The following is a 20,387-nucleotide window of genomic DNA, read 5'->3' as shown; positions in this document are numbered from 1 at the left end:
GACGCTCACGGAATAGGTAACGATTCCGCTCGCATCCAGCAAACGCGCGCGCGTTTGCGTGGAGCCTGAGCCCTACTTCGCCAGCGACCGCGCCATTCCGCGTTCGATGGCGGCGACCAACTGCGGGCGCAGTTCTGCGGCGGGGACGATGTGGTGCACCGATCCGACGTTCTGTGCACGCTGAATGTTGTGGATTGCCTCGAATTCGGCTGCCACTTCACCCAGTTTGGCGTTGCGGGCGTTTGCTCGCACTGTGCCGAGCTCGACGCGCAGTGCCGAGCGGGTGGCGTCGTCCTCGGCTGCATTCAACCGTGCTTCGAGTTCCTTGACCTCTGCATCCGCTGCGGTGCGGGCGTTGACGTCGCGGGTGAACACCACGGCGGCTGCAGGGGCGCCGCCGAGTACGGAGGCGAAGGAGCCCTCGACGGCGAGGACTTCCATGTTGTCGTTGAGCGCTCCGGAGAACACCACGAACGCGCCGCCGTGATAGCGAGAGACGACACAGAACACGACCGGTCCGTCGAAGTTGACGATGGCACGGCCGATCTCGGCACCGTATTCGAGCTGGATGTTACGCAGCGATTCCGGTGATCCGTCGAAGCCGGAGAGGTTGGCCAACACCACGATCGGCCGGCTTCCGCTGGCGGCGTTGATGGCGCGTGCCGTCTTCTTCGACGAGTTCGGGAACAGGGTGCCCGAGGTCCACTGATCGGGGCCGTCGGACGGGAACCAGCCCTTGCGGGGGATGGCTCGCGATTCGATACCGATCACACTCACCGGGATTCCGGCGAGGTGGGCGTCGAACACCACGGAGGTGTCGGCATCGGCCATGTCGGCCCAACGCTCGAGCACCGAGTGATCCTGGTCCACCACGGCGCGCATCACGGTGCGAATGTCGAACGGCTTCTTGCGGTCCGGGTTGGTGACCGAGGAGAAGATGTCGCCGACGGTGGTGAAGTCGCTCGACGGGTGCACGTGCGGGTAGGTACGCACGTCGCGCTCGGTCGGGTCCGCGGTGGCTGCGCGACGTGGGAAGCGTTCTCCCGGTGCGGCATACGCGTGGTCGTAGTGCGCGAACAGAATGTCGCACGCGGCCCGCAGGTTCGGTGCCCAGTACTGCGCCTGGCCGTTGGGGCCCATGACGCGGTCGTAGCCGCCGATACCGAAGTTGTCCTCGGCCGAGACGCCGCCGGAGTAGTCCAGGGACTGCTTACCGGTGAGCACCATCGCACTGTCGGGGGTCATCACCAGGATGCCCTTGGTGTGGGTGAGCATCGTGGCTTCGGCGTTCCAGTACGGCTGCGCGCCGACGTTGATGCCCGCGACGACGATGTTGATCTCGCCGCCGGCCTGGGTGAAGGTGATGATGCGGCGCAGGCCGCGCGATACCCAGTCCATGTTCTCGGTGCCCGATTCCATGGAAATCGTTGCGCCGGAGGACAATGCGAACCACTCGACGGGTGCGCCGAGTTGTTCGGCGAGGTCGATGGCGGCGACGATGCGCGAGCACTCGGCCTCGGCGACCGTGCCGAGTGCCTTGGTCGGATCGCCGAACAGTGCGACGCGGGTGATGCCCTCGGGGTACTTGGCGGTCGGTGTGGTCGCCACGCCGACGATGACGCCTGCGGAGTTGCGACCGTACGGACGATCGACCGGCGCGAGCACGCCGTCGGCGTCGAAGTCGTACTCGGTGAACGTGCCACCGTTGCTGCTGAGCAACGGAATCAGCTCGTACGGGTACACGGTGCCGCGGGCCTGGGAGCGCTGGACCTTCTGGGTGTACTCGTCGAGCGGGCGCATCGGCTCGGTCGGCGGCGGGGTCACCTTGGCGACGATGCCGGCACCGGATCGGTACGACAGACGCAGTGCGACCTCGCGCGGCGTCGCGCCCGGTGTTTCGGCCAGGCGCGCGATGAGGGTGATCTCTTCGAGGCCTGCTCCGATCGTCAGCGGCGCGATGTGACGGGCGATGGTGGCGATGCGGTCGGCGGGGACGTTGAGTACCGGCCAGACGTAGAGCACGACGCGGTTGGCGTCGAGGCGCTTCTTACCGCGTCCGGCTTGGGCCCGGCGGATTCCGTCGAGGCAGGCCGCGACGGTCCGCTCGATCTCCGGTACGGCGATGATATTGCCGGCATCGTCCAACTGTGTTGTGACACCGCGGATCTCGGCCAGGGCAACGAGTCGCTCGTCGGAGGGGTTGGCCTTCGACGTCAGGTGGAACAGGTACGTGCCGGCACTGGCGGGCAGACGAATTCCGTCGAAGTTCTTCAGTCGCCACAGGTCGAGTCGTTGACCGGTCAGCGGGTGCATGTCCCGAATGATCGTGTCCTCGGCGAGGGGCTCGGATCCCTCGACCGTGGTGCGGCGGTAGGTCATCTTTCGGGTTGCGGATCCGAAGGCGGTGACGGTGACGCGACGCCAGCGGCCGGTGCCGGGATGGGCGGCCAGAACGGCCTGCAGCTGGTCCGAGAGCGCGTCGCCGTCGGTCGGAGCATCCGGCCAGGACAGGTAGAGGTCCACGGCCAGGTTCTCCGGCGAGGGGCCGGCGATATCGTCTACAGCGTCGAGAGTGGCTGCGAGAGAATCGAAGTCGGTGGCCGTGGAGATCAGGTGCAGCTGTTCGCCCGAGAGCTCGAAAGTGCCGGTGACGAAGTGCTTTCCGTCGCGGTCGAAGGCCTTGACGTCTTCGAGTGTGCGGATCTCGTAGTACTGACGGGTGATCACCTCGAGCAGGGCTCCGGGAGCGGTGATCCGTTGTGCCAGCAGCTCGATCAACGGCTCCGGGGTAGCGACGAGAGCAGCGACGCGTGCCGAGTAGTCGGCGGCGTCGGGGTTCTCGGCGAGGTACTGCAGGCTGCCGCGAACTCCGTCGTAGATCTTCTCTCGTGCGGTGCGGATCTGCGGCTCGTCGAACAGCCGGAAGCGCAGGTTGCGGGCGACGTCGCCGATGACGGGGTAGCGGGCCTGGGTGGCACCGATGAGTCGTTCGAGTACCTCGGCCATGGCCGGGGTGGCGTCGGGTTGTTCCGAGCTGTCGCTGAGCCAGTGGCCGAGCAGGGCGGCGATGACCGGAACCTGGTTCTCCATGCGCTGGAGGGCGAGGAAGACGCGGTAGACGGCCTCTTCGAGCTCGGGGGTGCGGCCCTCGTCGATGGCGGCGTCGTAGTGCGCCAGGGCGCGAGTGAGCTTGCCGCGGAAGGATTCCGGGAGGCCCTGAACGTCCGCGTCGAGCGACTGCATGAACGAGTGGAAGTGTTCACGCGGGGAGTGCACGCGCTCGTCGTTGCTTTCCTCGTCCATCGTCGGTCGGTTGCGGGAGAGTTCGCAGATGTCGGCGAATGTGTTCAGCAACGACAGTTCGGCACCGACGAGTTCCGAGTCGTTGCGCGGCACGTCGGCGCGCAGAGTCTCGTAGGTGGACAACAGGTTTCGAGCGCGGGCTCCGCTGACGTCGAAACCGGTGATGAGGGCTGCGAGTTCGTCGAGGCGGTCCAGGGCGCGGCGCTGCGGCGAGCGCTGCGCGGCGTCGTCGATGCCGCGGAACTGCACGCGCGGTGCCTGCTCGGAGACCTTCTGCTCACCGGCCTGATCGACGCGCAGCAGGGCTGCCCCGGCGTCGACCTGTCCGTTGACCGAGGCCAGGACCTCACGCACGGTGCCCGCGTAGGGGGATCGGACGGCAGTTTCCATCTTCATCGACTCGAGGACGACGAGGGTCTGTCCTGCTTCGACCTCGTCACCGACGGCGACCGGGACGGCAACGACGACGGCCGGGGCAGGCGCGCGGACCAACCCGGCCTCGTCCTGAGAGATCTGGTGGCTGATGCCGTCGACCTCGACGAGGAAGTGCGCGGCCCCGGCGACGGTGACCACCTGGTAGCGGTGGTCGCCGATGACCAGTCGGCTCTCGTAGGTGCCGAGGCGTTCGACGTCGACCTGCAACTCCCCGATGGCATCTCCGTCGATGCTGTAGCGGTGGGTGCCGGTCTGGCCTACTTCGAGCTTGTAGGCCTGGCCCTGGTAGTTCAGTTCGACGGTGCGGCCGATGGCATGGGTGGCGCGCGGACGGCCGCCGCGAGCGGAGTTGAGGAACGCGGTGCGCTCGCGGCCTTCCTCGGCGTCGTAGGCGTCGATGGCCGCGGCGATGATGGCGATGTCGGCGACCGCCGTCGGGCCTACTTGCGAGCCGGCCTCGGTGCGGTCGAGCCAGCCGGTGTCGGCGGAGGCGGAGATGACTTCCTCGCGGTCGAGCAGGCTCAGCAGGAACGACTTGGTGGTGGTGCCGCCGTCGATGACGACGGTGGTTTCACGCAGCGCGTTGCGCAGGCGAGCCAACGCTTCGCTGCGGTCACGGCCCCAAGCGATCACCTTGGCGACCATCGAGTCGTAGTCGGGCGGGATGACGTCGCCCTGGGCGATACCGGTGTCGACGCGAATGCCGGTGCCGAGCGGGAACTTGAGCAGCTCGACCGTGCCCGGTGCGGGTGCGAAGCCGTTGTCGGCGTCCTCGGCGTTGAGGCGGGCCTCGACGGCGTGGCCGAACTCGGTGGGGCACTCGCCGGGTAGTGCTTGACCGTCGGCGACGAGGATCTGCAGCTTCACCAGGTCGATGCCGGTCGTGTATTCGGTGATGGGGTGCTCGACCTGCAGGCGGGTGTTGACCTCGAGGAATGTGAAGATCTTCTGCTCGGGCTGGTACAGGTACTCGACGGTGCCTGCGCCCTGGTAGCCCGCAGCCTTGACGAGCTCGGCCGAGGCCGTGCGCAGCTGATCGGCCTGTTCCTTGGTCAGCAGCGGCGAGCTGGACTCTTCGATGACCTTCTGGTTGCGGCGCTGGATCGAGCAGTCGCGCACACCAGGAGCCCACACGTTGCCGTGACTGTCGGCGATGACCTGAACCTCGACGTGGCGGGCATCGGTGACCAGACGCTCCAGGAATACGACCGGGTCGCCGAACGAGCGCTCGGCCTCACCCTGGGTGCGCTCGAGCGAGAGTTCGAGTTCGTCCTCGTGGAAGACCTTGCGGATACCGCGGCCACCGCCGCCCGAGCGGGCCTTGATGATCAGCGGGTAGCCGATCGCCGCTGCGTGACGGCGAGCGTCCGCGCGTGTCTCGACCGGTCCACCGGACCACGGTGCGACCGGGACGCCGACCTTTTCGGCAAGGATCTTGGCTTCGACCTTGTCGCCGAGCAGACGCATGGCGTCGGCGGACGGGCCGATGAAGGTGATGTTCAACCGGGCGACGAGGTCCGCGAACGTCGGGTCCTCGGCGACGAAGCCCCACCCGACCCATACTGCGTCGGCACCGGACTCCACCAGTGCGGCCTCGAGGACGCCGTAGTCGAGGTACGCGGACCCGGACGCGGGCTTGCGTAGCGTGACGGCCTCGTCGGCCTGGCGGACGAACATGGCCCGCTTCTCCGCCTCGGTGTGCAGCGCTACGGTGCGGATGCCGTAATCGTGTTCGGCGTTGAGCTCTCGGACGGCTCGGATCAGCCGTACTGCTGCCTCGCCTCGGTTGACTACTGCAATCCGCTTGAACAACGTATCTCTCTTCGCTCGGTATGGGCGCACCTCGTCGATGCACTCTCGATGGAACGTGGATTGGTGCCAGGCATGTTCGTCACTCGGTGGTCGGGTCGTTCCGCAGGCTCCACTCCTACGCCCATGCCAGCACTCCGATCGACCTATTCTAACGGCAATATGCCCCTGTGCATCGCCAACGGCGTTCGGCGTGAGTGTGATTGATCACCAAGAGCTGAATCGTATTCTGTGACAGCGTATTTCGTATCGCTGCAATCGAGCCTGTCGGGCAGATTCGACATCGTACCCGTGAGTAGCGTTGGCGTATGGGCAAATTCGCCGTTCAGCTACTCCGTTTCCTACCGGCGAGTACATTACCGGCGGGTACGACTCGGCCGAGCTCTCTCTCACGTTCCGATACGTCGCATGTCGAGCCCTCACTCTGCACCCCCGTCGACCGTGCGGGGCAGCTGCAGCGCGTTGACCCACAGTCGGGTCGCGGTCTCGAGCAGGCCCTCGTAGTCCCCGGGGTCCGTGCCGTCTGCGGCGTCGACTACGAAGTGATTGAACGCGAGCCGACTGATCATCGACGACAGTGCTCGGGACGCGAGAAGGGGATCGAGTTCGGTGTCGGCCAGGCCTCGGTTCTGCAGACTCTCGATGCTGCGAGCATTGCGTCTGACGAAGGCGTCTGCGCGCTCGCGGCGTAGCCGGCGAAATTCGGGATCTATGTTCGAGACCTGCTCGAGCAGGGCCATCAGCTTCGCGTTGCGCTGGTACGCCTCGAAGTAGGCGCGGTTGCTCGCCGCGATCACGGCCACCGGATTTTCGTGGGGATCCACGCGTTCTGTACCGGGGTGCAGCATGTCGTCCCTGGCCTGTTCGAGCACCGCCGCCAAGATCTCTTCCTTGCTGGTGAAGTACGTGTAGAAGGTCCCGGCAGAGCATCGCGCGGCGCGGGTGATGTCGATCAGCCGGGAGTCGAGGTATCCGCCGTCCTCGAAGACACGTCGTGCGGCCGCGACGAGCGAGGATCGAGTTCTCAGCCCGCGCGGCGTGGTCGGCAGCTCCCGATTCGGAAGCTCGCGAGCGGACTCGGGCGCAGCAGGCATTCAGTCTTTATACGTCATCGTTCGCGCTGTTCCGTGTGAATCCGACCCCGCTACGGAACTCGCGTGATCGAGCGCGGTCGAGCCGGTGCGAAGGGAGCGGAATCGGATCGGTCCGCTGTGGTGGACACGGCCACCGAAAAGGGTCTTTGTGACCCAGCACTAGAACCGATTCTGTGTGCTCAGGACGCGGTGAACAACTGCTTGCCAGCGGCTAGTGTGGCCGGGGTGCGCTAGCACTGTCCCGAAGAGGACGACCATTCGAGTATTTGTGGGGAAACTGTGACGGCTGCAGCGGCTACCGGTCGTGAACACGACGACGAGCTCAAGAGCAGGGTGCAACGCCTGCTGCGCTTTCTTCGCGAGATCGTCGAGGCGCGATCGAACCCCGTGCTGCGATTCGACGACCACGTGCAGGTCGAATGGGTGCATACCGGTGATGTGCCCATGCAGCTCGATCCGCGAGCCGAACAGGGTGGCGTCGTACTCCGTGCGCCGCGCATCGCGGTCGACGACCCACCCGCGCCGCCCGAGCTGTTGTCGGGTTGGCTCGACCCTCAGATCGTTGCCGACAGCCGCTACCGGGAGCTGGAGCTGGCCGACGCGTCCTCGGTGACGTCACGCCGTCGTGCGGAGGCGCAGGAGTCCGATGCCGACTTCGATATCCGCAAGGCGTACGAGATCAAGAAGGCCTTCGAGGAGTACTCGGAGTCGTGGAAGGAATGGGCACAGGAGGATCGCGATCGCCGTCCGCAGGCTGCGCTCTATCAGGCTCTTCAGCTGATGATGCAGGAGCTCGCGTCGCGGCCCGAGTCGATCGAACTCGTGGTGGCCTCGGGTCTGCTGACGTCGAGCAACACCGATCCCCAGCGCAGCGTGCGCACCCACCTGATCACGCAATCGGCCAACATCGAGCGGGATATCCGTACCGGTGACCTGCTGGTCCGTCTCGCAGCGAACACCAACCCGAGGCTCGAGGACGGCCAGCTGCTGACGGGCTCGAACGAATTCGACACGTCCGGGTCGGTGGACTTGGCTCAGGAACTACACGACTCGGTCACCTCGCCCATCGGAACCGGAGTCGAACAGTTCCTCAGAAGCTGGGCTGCGCGGGTTCCTCGGCACCCGATCGAGGTTCTCGATCGGGTCGGACCACCCGGAGCCCTCGCCTACATCGACGACGACCGAACACTGACCATCTCGCCTGCTCTCGTGCTCCGTACTCGCGACTCGTTCGCTCTGGTCGAGTACTACGAGCGGATGATCGCCGACCTCGAGTTCGCCGACTCCCCGGTGCCGCTGGGGCTCGCTCAGCTCGTCGATGCCATCGAACCGGCAGATCGGTTGGCGTGGCTCGAGCGCACCGGAGCAGGTGAGTCTGCGGTATTGGCCGAGGATCCGCTGTTTCCGCTGCCTGCGAATGCGGAGCAGTCGCAGATCATCGAACGTCTCGGACGCGACAGCGGTGTCGTGGTCGAGGGCCCACCGGGTACGGGCAAGACCCACACCATCGCGAACTTGATGTCGGGGCTGTTGGCGCGCGGTCAACGGGTTCTGGTCACCAGTGAGAAGTCACAAGCTTTGCGTGTGTTGCGTGACAAACTGCCGCCGGAGCTGCAGGAGCTCTGTGTGTCCATCACCGACCTCTCTCGTGGTGGTTCGGACGAGCTCAACCGCAGCGTCGCGAAGATAGCCGAACGCAAGACCTCGTTCGACGAGGCCAGCGAGGTGCAGAAGATCGAAGCACTGACGACGAAGCGTGCGGCGGCTGTCGCTGGGCGGGCCGAGCTGATGGACCGCGTCAGCGCGCTCCGCGAGTCCGAAACTGTTGTGCACGAGTATGTTTCGGACGGATATGACGGCACGGTGTCCTCGATCGTCCGCAAGGTCAAAGCAGTCGAGAGCTCACACGAGTGGCTGCCGGGCCCGCTGCTGGCCGACCGGCCCCCACTCGACGGCACTCAGGTCGATCGCTTGCGCACGTTGATCGCAACCTCGGACGAGAATCGCAGACTGCGCTCCCGTCAAGTGCTGCCGCGCCCGGAGTCGATGCTGCCGAATTCGGCCGAACTCGCCGCGCTGTGCCAGCGTGCAGGCGCGGAGATCGGCGTGGTCTCGCCGCAGGCCGCGTCCCTCATCACGCTGCTCGACGGCGTGCAGCCGGAGGTGTCCGCAGAGATCCGGCAACTGTGCGAGGAGCTGGCCGCTCGAGTACGAGCGGTGGTCGAACTCGACGGTTCCTATTCGCGCTTGGCCGATTCGGTGCTGTCCGGTGAAGCTGCGCACCTGTGGTCCCGGGTCAGCGGACTCGACATGATGGTCGAGACGGCAGCTGCATCGGATCGCTACGTCGGTGCACACGACGTGCAATGTTCGTCGAGTTCGGCGGCGGCGCTGGCGGCGATGGATGCGCTGGCCGGAGCCCTGGAGTCGGGTGTCGAGTGGAAGCCGCGGTTCCGGCGCAGCGAGGAACAGAAAGCCGTCGAGGCACTCGACATCGTGGCCACGGTCGACGGACAACCCGCGACGACGGCTATGGCCGCGCGTCTGGTGGCCGAACACATCCGCGCACTGGACACCGTGCAGACCGCATCGGTGCTCCTGGCCGACCTGGCGATCGTCGTTCCGCTCGACGGAACGCGTTCGATTCGCGTCAACAACCTGGCGCGCATCGCCGATAGGCTCGGCCTGGTGGCGTCGGTGGTTTCCGCACGTGACGCCCTGGTGCACCGGCTCTACGCTATTTCCCCTGCGGCACCGTGGATTCGGAGCATGACCGAGGCGCGCGAGATCGCCGGAGCCGCCGATGCCATCGCCGAGCGAATGGACATTCATGCCGCGCGTGCCGAACTCGACGCCCTGCAGTTCTCGGTAGCCACTCGCATCGATGCCGGGCCGTCACCCGAGGGCTCGACCCTGGTGAGTGCGTTGAGCACCGCCGACCCGGTGGAATTGGCTGCGGCCGTTGCGTCGTATTCGCAGGCATGTGCCGAGCAGGAGGATCAACTCCTGCTCGAGTCGATGTCGGCATCACTGTCCGCGGTGGCACCCGCCCTGTTCGACCTGGTCGAGGACACCGCCGCTGACGTCGAGTGGGACGAGCTGAGTTGGCAGATGTCGAAGGCCTGGGCGTGGCGTCGTGCGCGCGAGTGGGTCGGAGAGCAGCACCACGGCGGTCTCGAACAGCAGCTCGAAGCGGAATTGGCCGCTGCCGATACCGATATCGCTTATCTCACTACCCGTCTCGCTGCCGCGAGTGCGTGGCGCAACAGTCTCGAGCGCATGACAGCCGTCGAGGTCCGTGCGTTGCAGACCTACCGCGAACACATCTCCAGCATCGGATCCGGGGCGGGCAAGTATGCCGAAACCTACCGCAGTGCAGCACGATCGGCGATGCGCGAGGCGCAGAGCGCAGTGCCTGCGTGGGTCATGCCGCTCTCGCAGGTGCTGGCGTCGATTCCGCCGGTTCCGGGTAGCTTCGACGTCGTCATCGTCGACGAGGCCAGCCAGGCGGACATCACCAGCCTCTTCCTGCTGTATCTCGCGCCTCGCGTGATCGTGGTGGGTGACGACCGTCAGTGTGCACCCGCCGATGTCATGCAGGCCGGTACCCTCGAGGACGTATTCGATCGGTTGGACGTCTACCTGCCCGATCTGCCCGAACATGTGCGGGCGACACTGACTCCGAGGTCGAGTCTGTTCTCCATGTTGCGCACCAGGTTCGGCCAGGTGGTTCGATTGCGCGAGCACTTCCGGTCGATGCCCGAGATCATCAACTGGTCGAGCCAGCAGTTCTACGGAGACTCGCCGCTCGTTCCCGTGCGGCAGTTCGGGGCGGATCGGCTACCGCCGTTGCGGCACACGTACGTTCGCGGTGCGACGGTGACCGGAAAGAATGCGTCGCTTGTCAACCGCACCGAGGCCGTTGCGATCGCCGAACAGATCGCCGACTGCCTCGCGGATTCTTCGTACGACAACTTGACCTTCGGCGTTGTTGTGCTGCAAGGACAGTCGCAGGTCGACGAGATTCGCAACGAGCTGATCAAGCGCATCGGCATCGAACAGTGGGAACAACGGCGCCTACGCGTCGGCACGCCGCCGGACTTTCAGGGCGACGAACGGAACGTCGTGTTTCTGTCGATGGTGGTGGCCCCCGACCAGAACTTCGCCACCCTCACCGCCAACCAGTACAAGCGGCGGTTCAACGTGGCGGCCTCGCGGGCACAGGATCAGCTGTGGCTTTTCCACTCGGTCACGGTCGACCGCCTCAAGCGAGCGGACCTGCGTAACTCGTTGCTGAGCTACGTCACCTCCGTCTCGCCCGCCCCGGCCGACCCGATGCCGGTGAACGTCTCACGCGAGGTCAGGACGGCCCCATTCGAGACGCTGCTCGAGCAGCAGCTCTGGAACGACCTCGTCGAACGTGGATTCCACGTCAATCCCGGTGTCGAAGTGAACAATCGGCGTCTCGGCCTGGTGGTCACCGGGGAGTCCTCGCGACTGGCGGTGGAGTGCGACGGCGACACCTTCCTGTCCACCTCCGCGCAGCGGTTGGCCGACCTGCAGCGTGAACAGGAACTCAAGCGCTGCGGTTGGACGTTCTGGCGGGTGCGTGAATCGGAGTACTACCTCGACCGGGATGCGGCGTTGGAAAGCCTCTGGGCAACGTTGGCCCAGCTGGGGATCAAGCCAAACAGTGTTGTGGTGGACGGCGTTGCGCCCTCCGACGGGACGTGGACGCCGGTGCCGCTCGAGGCGTCGCAGTTCGACGACTCCGGTGCCTTCGATACCTCGCCCACCGACGACTCCTCGGTGCGCCATGAATCGGTGCTGTCTCTGTGGACCATGCCGCACATCGACATCCCGGCCGAGGCCGACCCCGGAAACCGGGAAACGTCGACACCGACGCCGACCAACGGCTCTCGGGGCACCGACGGAACCGGAACGCCCAACGGGGCCGGAACCAACGGCGCTCACGCGACCGACGGATCCGCCGTCTCCCGTGGCGTCGCTCACTCGAACGGGTCTTCGACGTCGAGTCGGTCGCCGATGACCGATGGTTCGACGCAGCCCAAGCCCGAGAAGCCGGAAACCGCTGCAACCGAACGTACGGCCGACAACGGAGCGACATCAACTGCACGGGCAGAGGAGGCGGCCACGGCTCCAGACGAGACGACACCCTCCGTCGAGCCGCCCGAGTCCGCCGCTACCGTGCCGAACGGGGCAGACGAGAGTCCGGTGGAGCCGGAGAAGACCGATGCCGAGACGAGCACCGGTCTCGACGAACCGGAGGACGAGGAGATCGCCGAGCACGAACTCCCGCTCAACGGACTCCGCGGCTACACCAATGGGCACCGACCGTAGCGCCCGCCGATGACAGATCGCCAGACGCAGCACCCCGACCGGTCGGCCTCACAGCACGGTTCGCGTCGTCGCCGGATCGTGGTGCCCACCGTTGTGTTCGTTGTCTGCGCTGTGCTTTTCGCACTGCCGACGTGGACGGTCGTGTTCGCGGGCGCGCAGTGGACATCGGCTGCGCAGGTCGTCGGAACCGCGGTTGCGGTCGCCGCGTTCCTCGCGCTACCCACGTCGATGTATCTGGGTCACCGGCCCGGTCCCGAGGGACGAGTCAAGGATGCCTGGGCACGCGTCGGAGACGTTCTGCTCGGTCTGGTCTGGATAGCATTCGTGTGGTCGGCGCTGTCGTTGTTGCTGCGGCTGGGTCTGTGGTTCGCCGGCGTCGACGACCCGGTGCGGTCGCGGATCGTGTCGGTGGCGACCGCGGGAATCGTCGTCGTCCTTGCACTGTGGGGTCACTACGAGGCGATGCGCACGCCGCGGGTTCGGCACACGACCGTGCGGATCGACCGGCTCGGTGCTCGATTCGACGGCCTGCGGGTGGTTCTGGTGACCGACACGCATTTCGGCCCGCTCGATCGGACAACGTGGTCGCACCGATTGACCGATGCCGTCAATGCGCTCGAGCCCGATGTGTTGGCCCATGTCGGAGACATAGCCGACGGTTCGGTCGGTCGGCGTCGAGAGCAGGCAGCACCGCTGGAATCGATGCTCGCAACATCGGCGCGCGTGTACGTCACCGGCAATCACGAGTACTTCGGCGAAGCACAGGAGTGGCTCGATCACATGGAGAGCATCGGCTGGAACTCTCTGCACAATCGGCACGTGGTGCTCCATCGCGGTGATGACGCGCTGATCATCGCCGGCGTCGACGACGCCACGGCGAAGGGTTCCGGTGCGCCCGGACACGGTGCCGATCTTCCCCGGGCCCTCGCAGGTACCGATCCCTCGACGCCTGTGTTGTTGCTGGCCCATCAGCCCAAACAGATCGGCGACGCCGTCCGGGCAGGTGTCGATCTGCAGGTGTCCGGCCACACACACGGCGGTCAGATCTGGCCGTTCTCGGCGTTGGTCCGTCTCGATCAGCCGGTGGTACACGGGCTGAGCAGTCATGGCAGCCGAACTCAGCTCTACACCAGCCGCGGATCGGGATTCTGGGGTCCGCCGTTCCGGGTGTTCGCACCGAGCGAGATTTCCGTTCTGACGTTGGTCGCAGGCTGAGGCCGCGACACCTGGCAGTATCGGTGGAGTGAAGAGAGCCGAAGACGTCGTGGTGGTCGCAACCGATCTCGACGGCACGCTGTTGCGTTCGGACCGAACGATTTCGGCGCGCACGGCCGACGCGATGGCCGGTGCCGACGCCGCCGGAATCAGGGTGGTGTGGGCGAGCGCTCGGGCGCGTCACTCCATCGACGAACTCGCTGCATCCTGTGGCTTCCGGGGGACGGCGATCGGGGCCAACGGTGCCGTGGTTCTCGATCTGGCCGACGGCACCCCGAACATCGTCGGTACCAGGTCGGTGCCGGCCGAGACGGTCGCGTCGGTCAAGTCGGCCGTGCGGTCTCTCGTACCCGGTGTGGCATTCGCGACCGTCGGTGCCACTCGATTCGTGGCAGAGGCCGGGTATGCGGAGCTGTGCATGTTCGCCGACCATCATCGGCAACCCCACGAGATGGAACTCTCCGATCACGGTCTGTCGGTCGAGATCGAGCCGACGGTCAAAATTGTTGCTCGGCACAGGGATACAACCAGTGAGGCGTTGTACGAGCTCGTCGCTGCGGCCGGCCTGGACGGTGTGGAGTTGACGCACTCCGGTGCGCCGTACATCGAGATGTCTGCTGCCGGGGTCTCGAAGGCAAGCGCGCTGAAGGAGTTGTGTGAGCAGTGGGGAATATCGGCGAATTCGGTTGCAGCAGTTGGAGATGCGCGCAACGACTTACCGATGCTCGCATGGGCGGGCACGGCGTTGTGTCCGTCGAATGCCGCGGCACCGGTGCTTGCCGTCGCAGATCGTGTCCTCGGATGCAACGACGACGACGCGGTCGCACGCTACTTGGAAGAACTCACCGCACACCGCGCCGATCTGTAACGTCCGATCTGCTGGCTGACGACACTGTGTGAAAGGCTGGCACCATCATCGGCAGAAGGACACCATGAGCTATCCAGGTTCGGGGGACCCCTCGCAGCGCGCCTACGGGCAGTACGGCGCGCAGCCGAATCCGTCCGATCGAGTGATTCCACCGCCGGGGTACTCACCGAATCCTGCCGAGCCCGGGCCTTCCGATTCCCCGTCTCCGTCCGGTCGTCCTCTCCGCCCGCCGCGTTCCGCAGCACAGCCTGGTGCCCTCCCGCAGTCCGGAGGAGCAGCACAGCCGCGTGCCGCAGCTCAGTCGGGAGGGTCCGGCGCAGTTCCCTTCCCGCCCGTGTTCGCGGGCGGTCCGTCGCAGCCGCCGCGGAAGGGAAACGGTGGTCTCTGGATTGTCGTTGCCGTTCTGGTGGCGGTAGCACTCATTCTCGGCGGCGTATTCGCCTGGTTGACTGTGCGCGGCGACGCCAGTCCACCCGTGACGTCGGGGATTGCCGCACCGTCGTCCGCAGCCGTCGACGGCGGCGCTTCCGGCGCGGCACCGGGCTCTTCATCGGCGGGTGGACAGGAACCGGGCGTGACGACGCTGCCGGCAGGCGCGCAGACCTGCCCGGCCAGCGTTGCGTCGACCAGCGGCCTTCGGGGTTCGGCAGTGGGGTCGACGGCAACGTCGTGCCCGTTCGCCGAGGAAGTGCGGTTGGCTTACACCCGGGGCGGCTCGGATCGCAATTCCAGAACCGTGGTGGCGAGCAGTCCTGTCACCGGCAAACGGTACGAGATGAACTGCGTGTCGTCCGCGCAGTTGGTCACGTGCACCGGTGGCGAGAACGCTGTTGTCTACCTCTTCTAGGTCGATGCACCGCGCCACCCGAAGCTTTTACGCGGTCTCTGTTTCGCTTGCACTCCTGATCTCCGGTTGCACCATTGCCACGGACGACGGTACTGCGGCGGATGCGTCGAGGGTCTCCGAGTCGACGCCCCTGCCGGTGCCCCAGTCGGATCGACCGACGCCGGACCCTGGAGTGTGGAGCACCGCGGTACCGGTCGAAACGTTGCCTGCCGCCGATCTGGCGGCGGAGTTCGGCGTCCTCGAATCTGCGGCAGGTGGACCCATCGGCCTTGCTCTTGTTCCGGTCGGCGGCGGTCCGGCCACCGTGCTCGGAACGTGGACCTCCGGTGTTGCGTGGTCGACGGTCAAAGTACCGCTGGCTGTGGCCGCTCTGCGCAATGGTGGTGACGCGGTGGTGGCCGACGCTGCAGCGGCGATCGAGAGCTCCGACAACGCAGCGGCCGACGCGCTGTGGGGTTCGCTGGGTGATTCCGCTGCTGCGGGTGCCGCGGTCGAGTCGGTTCTGCGGCAAGGCGGTGACTCTGCCACGACAATTCAGCGGGAGCGGATCCGTCCCGAATTCAGCGCGTTCGGGCAAACCGAATGGTCGACGCAGGACCAAGCGACATTCGCGGCCGGCTTGTCGTGCATTCCGGACGCGGAACCGGTGGTCGAGATGATGAACAATGTTGTGCCGGAGCAGCAATGGGGGTTGGGCCAGCTGTCCGACGCAGCGTTCAAGGGAGGCTGGGGACCGCGAGCGGACGGTGGCTACGTCGTGCGACAAGTCGGTATCGTCACCACCGTTGCAGGACGTGTCGGTGTAGCGATTGCGGCGCAACCGAATTCGGGCTCGTTCGCCGACGGAACCGCCATGCTCGACGCGGTCGGTGGCTGGCTGGAGTCGCGCAGTACTCAGCTTCCTGCGGGGCACTGCCTCTAGCGATTGTCGAGGTCCGGATCCGCGCAGGTAGCCTCTGGCGTGCCAGTGATTCGTCCGCCATCGAAAGGCCCATGCTGTGAACGACGCCCAGTCGCCGGAGCCGACCGAACCCACCACGATCGCCGAGTACTTGAACGCGCACGCATTACGGGTGTCTCCACTCGACGGTGTCGCGGCGGCAGAGCTGGGCATCACCGTGCCGGTGCCTGCAGGCTGGCAGACGCTCGATCCGGCACAGTTTCCCGGGGCCACCCAGGTGATCGTCGAACCGAATCTCGTGGAGAACGGATTCGCTCCCAATGCTGTGCTTCTGGTCGGTGCCCTCTCGCGCTCGATCGATCCGGAAGCGTTGATGGCGTTGGGTTTCGGAGACGGCCGGGCGATGCCCGGATGGGTGGAGCACGAGGCGAGCGCGGCGTCGTGGCTCGGTTGGCCATCGCGATTCATTCGGGGTACCTACGTCGCGCAACAACTCGAAGCAGCGGTGACGACTCGGTACGTGTTGGTGGGCGTCGATACCCAGTACTTGGTGCAATTGACGGTGACGACGCTGGCATCTCAGCTCGACGCGTTGGCCTTCGACGTCACAGCGATCAACGACGGCTTGACGACGAACGGAACGTAGTCTCAGACCCATCGAATTGATCTATGGCAGAACCAGATAATTACGATTGTCCGACGGTGAACTTTTCGCTTGGCTGGTCAGGTACCAATCGAGCGAAAGGATGAAGCGTCATGCGAGTACTGCTTGTAGGTGGAGCGTCGGGAATCGGGCGGGCCGTTGCTGCCGAGATCGTCGACGGGGGAGGCGAGGTGATCCTCGCCGGTCGACGTTCGGACGTGCTGAACGACGCGGCCGCGACACTGGGTCCGAGGGCAACCTCGGTGATCGTAGATCTGACCGACGAGGAATCGATCGCCGCCGCGGCCGCGGCGGTCGGATCGGTCGATCATGTGGTGAGTCTTGCGGCCGATCATGCGAACGGCCCGGTCGCCGACCTCGACGTCGCCGACATTCGAAAGGCGTTCGACGCGAAAGTGATCGGGCCCATCTTGCTGTCCAAGCATTTCGCATCGAGTATCAGGGAGGGCGGCTCGCTGCTGTTCTTCTCCGGGGTGGCCGCCTGGAAGCCGGCACCCGGTCTCTCGGTGATGGCGACGACCAACGGTGCTGTGGCGTTTCTCGTGGAGGCGCTCGCGGTCGAATTGGCTCCGATTCGGGTCAACGCGGTGTCACCGGGCATCGTCGATTCCGGCGTGTGGGACTCGATGGGAGCCGGGAAGGACTCGTTCTTCGCCGAGACTGCGCGAGCCAATCCTGTAGGCCGGGTCGGTCGGCCGGACGACGTGGTGGCCGCAGTGCTCTATGCGCTGGCCAATACCTTTGTCACCGGCACCACCCTGCACGTCGATGGGGGAGGACATCTCGCATGAGACGGGCGTCGCTCGCCTTGCTGACGCTGTTGTTCGCAGCGGCCTGCAGTTCCGCGCCCGCCGATTCTTCGGTGCTCGACCCCTCGGTCGATTTGATCCAGCCGAACGCGGTGCACCTGGGTGATGCACCGGTCAGCGACCGCACCCGGCACGTGGTGTCGGTTGCGCAGAACCTGTACACGTTCTGGGATACGGGCGAACAGGTGTATCTCGATCGCGCGTTGGACGGTACTTTCGTCGACGACACCCTGCCGACGGGCCGACCGCAGGGGCCGAACGGGCCGGTAGTCGCCTCGGCCGGCTTCCGGACTGCGATTCCGGACCTCTCCTGCGAACTGGCCGATCTGTACGTCACCGGAGATACGTTCACGGCCCGACTGATCTTTCGTGGGCACTTCACCGGGGCATACGGGTCGACGGCCGGAAGCGGTCAGACGGTCGAGTTCGGTGCCATCGACATCCAGCACGTGGGGGAGCAGCGCATCGTCGAGGACTGGCACCTCGAAGACAACCTGACGTTCATGCAGCAAGCGGGTCTGATCGGGATGAACTGATGTGTGTCACCGCGGCCGGCCGGACGGAATCCCGCGGCGGAGCAGGTCGGCGACGAACCGCTGAACCAAGGCGTCACTCGGCGATCCGACCATGGCGACCACGGTGCGACGCAGGTTCGGCTGTAGAGGCTTGACGACGCCGTCGAATCGAGGGGGAGAGCCGACGTCGGCACCAGCGCAATCCCCAAGCCTGCGCGGGCCAATTGTGCTGCGGTAGTGGCACTTCGGGTGCGCGTACTGACCGTCATGGATACCTCGTGCGCCGCGGCCTCGGCATCGATCCACGCTCCGAGTCCGTTGGAGGGGTGGTAGTGCACCATCGGTCTACCGCGCAGATCGTTCCACGAGACACTCGGTTCGTCCGTGAGGTCGAGGCCTTCGGGTATCACCGCGAGCATGTCCTCGGTGCCGATCTCGGTGATCTGCCCGGTGAATCGATCCGAGGCTGGGCCGACGGCAAGGTCGGACGCGCCTCCGGTTACGGAATCGGCCATGGCGTCGGCGCTGCTGTGTTCGGAGAGTTCCACGTCGACGTCGCGATACTTGCGGGCCCACGTGCGCACTATCGGAGCGACTACAGGGACTGTCATCGTTTCGACGCAGGCGAGTCGAAGTCGCCCGCGAGAACCGTCGGCCACGGCTCGTCCGGTCCGGACCACCCGATCGGCCGCCGCCAGTGCGGCTTCGGCGTCAGCGAGTATTGCCAACCCTGTGGGTGTGGGACGGACACCGCGCGGCAGTCGCTCGAGAAGCGGTGTCCCGATCTCGGTCTCCAGCGCGGCCAACTGATGCGACAGTGCCGGTTGCGAGAGGTGCAGACGCGCCGACGCGGCGGTGACCGAACCGCACTCGACGACGGTGACGAAGCATTCGAGGGCACGCAGGGTCGGCACCGTTCGAGAGTAGGTGACGTCGGTGTCCTCGGTGACCAGGTCGGATCACCTCACAGGGAGGTGCGACGCCTGTGTCCGACGGGTCGATCCGGCTAAGGTCGACCGCATGTCGATCAGAACCGGCCGTGTCCGGCACTTGTCGGTGGTCCCGGATCTGCCTGATCCCGAGGTGCTGTCGGACGGCGGTGCGACACGGGTTACGGGGCGAAGCCTGGTTCGCCTGGTGCTCGGAGTGACCATCGATCACACGCGACCGCAAATTTGGCGTCGGGTGCGGGTGCGCTCGGACTTGCTGTTGTCCGAACTGCACTCGGTGTTGCAGTGCGTGCTGGGGTGGGAAGACCGGCACATGCACGCCTTCAGCATCGGAACCGTCGGTGCGATGCGTCGCTTCGAGATGGCCGAGACACTCGATCACGAACCGGACGACGAGGCAGTCAGCGAAGAACGGGTTCGGCTCGACGAGGTGCTCACGGTGCGCGGATCCGTGCTGATCTACGAGTACGACTTCGGTGCCGGATGGACACACACCATCGTTCTGGAGCAGATCGATTCCGACATCGACGACCTGCGATCGGTCTGCCTGGATGGAGCTCGTGCGTGCCCGCCCGAGGATTGCGGCGGGCCATCGCATTATGCGCAGGATCTCGACATCGCTGCCGATCCAGCCGATTCCGAATTTCCCCTCCTGCTCGAGAGGTGGGGTGAGGCATTCAACCCGTACCGGTTCGACGTCGGTGCGGTCAACAAGAAGTTGCACGCGCTCGACACGGGACGGTCGGTTCTCGCCGAGGCGGTGGCGACGGCACCCGCTGTCGGCAGACTCTTCGATCGCGTGCGTCCTGCGGAAGTGCCGTCCTTGATGGCGCTGTTGCCCCGATGCGAACTGACCATCGAGAGTTCGGTGGATCTTCCGGTGGCCGAGATCGCGATGGCCAAGTTGACGTGGTTCCTCGGCCGGATCGGCGACGACGGAGTTGTCCTGACAGATGCCGGCTATCTCAAGCCCGCACTCGTCGCGGCGATCCGGGAAGAGCTCGATTGGGGTCTGGGATGGGTAGGAACGAGCAATCGCGAGATCGACCACCATCAGGTGACCGACCTTCGCGAAGCCCTGCGGCACCTGGGATTGACGCGGGTATCGAAGGGCCGACTGATGCGCACGAAGTTGGGGGCAAGCTTGGCCGGCGACCCGGTCGGGCTGTGGCGACATTCCGCCTCGCGACTCCCTTTGGGTAAGGAGACGTACGAGACCGACGCCGCGACGCTCTTCCTGATCTCGCTCGCTGCATCTGCGTCCTCCGCTCATCGCAACGAAATGCTGATCGAGACTGTGGCGGAGCTGGGTTGGGCAAGTGAGGATTCCGGTGTGTTCGACGCGCAGTTCGCGGCGCAGGCCACAGTGAGCTTCCTCGACCTCATCGGTGCCCACGGTCCGCAGTTCTACTTCCGTCAGAGTGTGTCGGACTCGCCGAGCTGGTCGCGACGATTCGCGCGGGACGCCTTGTTGACTTGATCCACAGGACGGTTTCGCCGGTCGATCATGCCGTGGACACTCCTGACCTGCCGATTTGCGTTGGTGGGGTTGGTGGCGTAGCTTTTGTCGAGTCAGAGCGACGGACACCGACCCGGTCTTCACGGACAGGGATACG

11 protein-coding genes and 1 pseudogene are annotated in these 20,387 nt (G+C 65.7%); 9 read left to right on the top strand and 3 right to left on the bottom strand.

The window, feature by feature from the left end; all coding sequences use genetic code 11:
* Positions 1 to 72: 72 nt before the first annotated feature.
* The gene (locus O4220_RS27350; RefSeq protein ID WP_269608692.1) at positions 73 to 5,550 is read right to left on the bottom strand and encodes a carboxyl transferase domain-containing protein; all 5,478 of its coding nucleotides are present in this window, start codon (positions 5,548 to 5,550) and stop codon (positions 73 to 75) included.
* A 416-nt stretch (positions 5,551 to 5,966) separates the two neighbouring features.
* Positions 5,967 to 6,641, bottom strand: a complete 675-nt coding sequence (locus O4220_RS27345; RefSeq protein ID WP_269608691.1) for a TetR/AcrR family transcriptional regulator — start codon at positions 6,639 to 6,641, stop codon at positions 5,967 to 5,969.
* 279 nt (positions 6,642 to 6,920) lie between these two features.
* Between O4220_RS27345 and O4220_RS27340 the strand changes: the two genes are divergently transcribed.
* The 8 genes from O4220_RS27340 (at position 6,921) to O4220_RS27305 (ending at position 17,842) form a co-directional block, all read left to right on the top strand.
* The gene (locus tag O4220_RS27340) at positions 6,921 to 12,002 is read left to right on the top strand and encodes an AAA domain-containing protein (protein ID WP_269608690.1); all 5,082 of its coding nucleotides are present in this window, start codon (positions 6,921 to 6,923) and stop codon (positions 12,000 to 12,002) included.
* A 9-nt stretch (positions 12,003 to 12,011) separates the two neighbouring features.
* Positions 12,012 to 13,217: a metallophosphoesterase gene (locus O4220_RS27335; RefSeq protein WP_269608689.1), complete on the top strand. Its 1,206-nt coding sequence runs from the start codon at positions 12,012 to 12,014 to the stop codon at positions 13,215 to 13,217.
* Between the two features lie 28 nt (positions 13,218 to 13,245).
* Positions 13,246 to 14,085 carry an HAD family hydrolase gene (locus tag O4220_RS27330; protein ID WP_269608688.1) on the top strand — a complete coding sequence of 280 codons (840 nt, stop codon included), beginning with the start codon at positions 13,246 to 13,248 and terminating at the stop codon, positions 14,083 to 14,085.
* A 64-nt stretch (positions 14,086 to 14,149) separates the two neighbouring features.
* Complete coding sequence (locus O4220_RS27325) at positions 14,150 to 14,932, top strand: hypothetical protein (RefSeq protein ID WP_269608687.1); 783 nt, start codon at positions 14,150 to 14,152, stop codon at positions 14,930 to 14,932.
* 4 nt (positions 14,933 to 14,936) lie between these two features.
* Entirely contained in the window at positions 14,937 to 15,854 is a 918-nt protein-coding gene (locus O4220_RS27320) for a hypothetical protein (RefSeq protein WP_269608685.1), read from the top strand.
* 76 nt (positions 15,855 to 15,930) lie between these two features.
* On the top strand, positions 15,931 to 16,479 hold the full coding sequence (locus O4220_RS27315) for an LpqN/LpqT family lipoprotein (RefSeq protein ID WP_269608684.1): 549 nt from the start codon (positions 15,931 to 15,933) through the stop codon (positions 16,477 to 16,479).
* Positions 16,480 to 16,589: 110 nt separating this feature from the next.
* On the top strand, positions 16,590 to 17,288 hold the full coding sequence (locus O4220_RS27310) for an SDR family oxidoreductase (protein ID WP_269608682.1): 699 nt from the start codon (positions 16,590 to 16,592) through the stop codon (positions 17,286 to 17,288).
* Positions 17,285 to 17,842 carry an ester cyclase gene (locus tag O4220_RS27305; protein WP_269608681.1) on the top strand — a complete coding sequence of 186 codons (558 nt, stop codon included), beginning with the start codon at positions 17,285 to 17,287 and terminating at the stop codon, positions 17,840 to 17,842. Before O4220_RS27310 ends, O4220_RS27305 begins: the two co-directional genes overlap by 4 nt.
* 215 nt (positions 17,843 to 18,057) lie before the next feature.
* On the opposite strand, the pseudogene O4220_RS27300 reads toward O4220_RS27305, so the two are convergent.
* Positions 18,058 to 18,735, bottom strand: a pseudogene (locus tag O4220_RS27300) (LysR family transcriptional regulator); the annotation flags it as partial.
* A 106-nt stretch (positions 18,736 to 18,841) separates the two neighbouring features.
* On the opposite strand from O4220_RS27300, the gene O4220_RS27295 reads away from it, so the two are divergent.
* Positions 18,842 to 20,251 (top strand): plasmid pRiA4b ORF-3 family protein, encoded by a 1,410-nt coding sequence (locus tag O4220_RS27295; RefSeq protein WP_269608680.1) that lies wholly within the window; start codon positions 18,842 to 18,844, stop codon positions 20,249 to 20,251.
* Positions 20,252 to 20,387 lie beyond the last annotated feature (136 nt).

The sequence above is a fragment of the Rhodococcus ruber genome (assembly GCF_027270735.1).
Classification (GTDB): domain Bacteria; phylum Actinomycetota; class Actinomycetes; order Mycobacteriales; family Mycobacteriaceae; genus Rhodococcoides; species Rhodococcoides rubrum_A.
The sequence above is the reverse complement of the archived record's forward strand: the minus strand, read 5'-3'. Positions and strand labels throughout refer to the sequence as shown.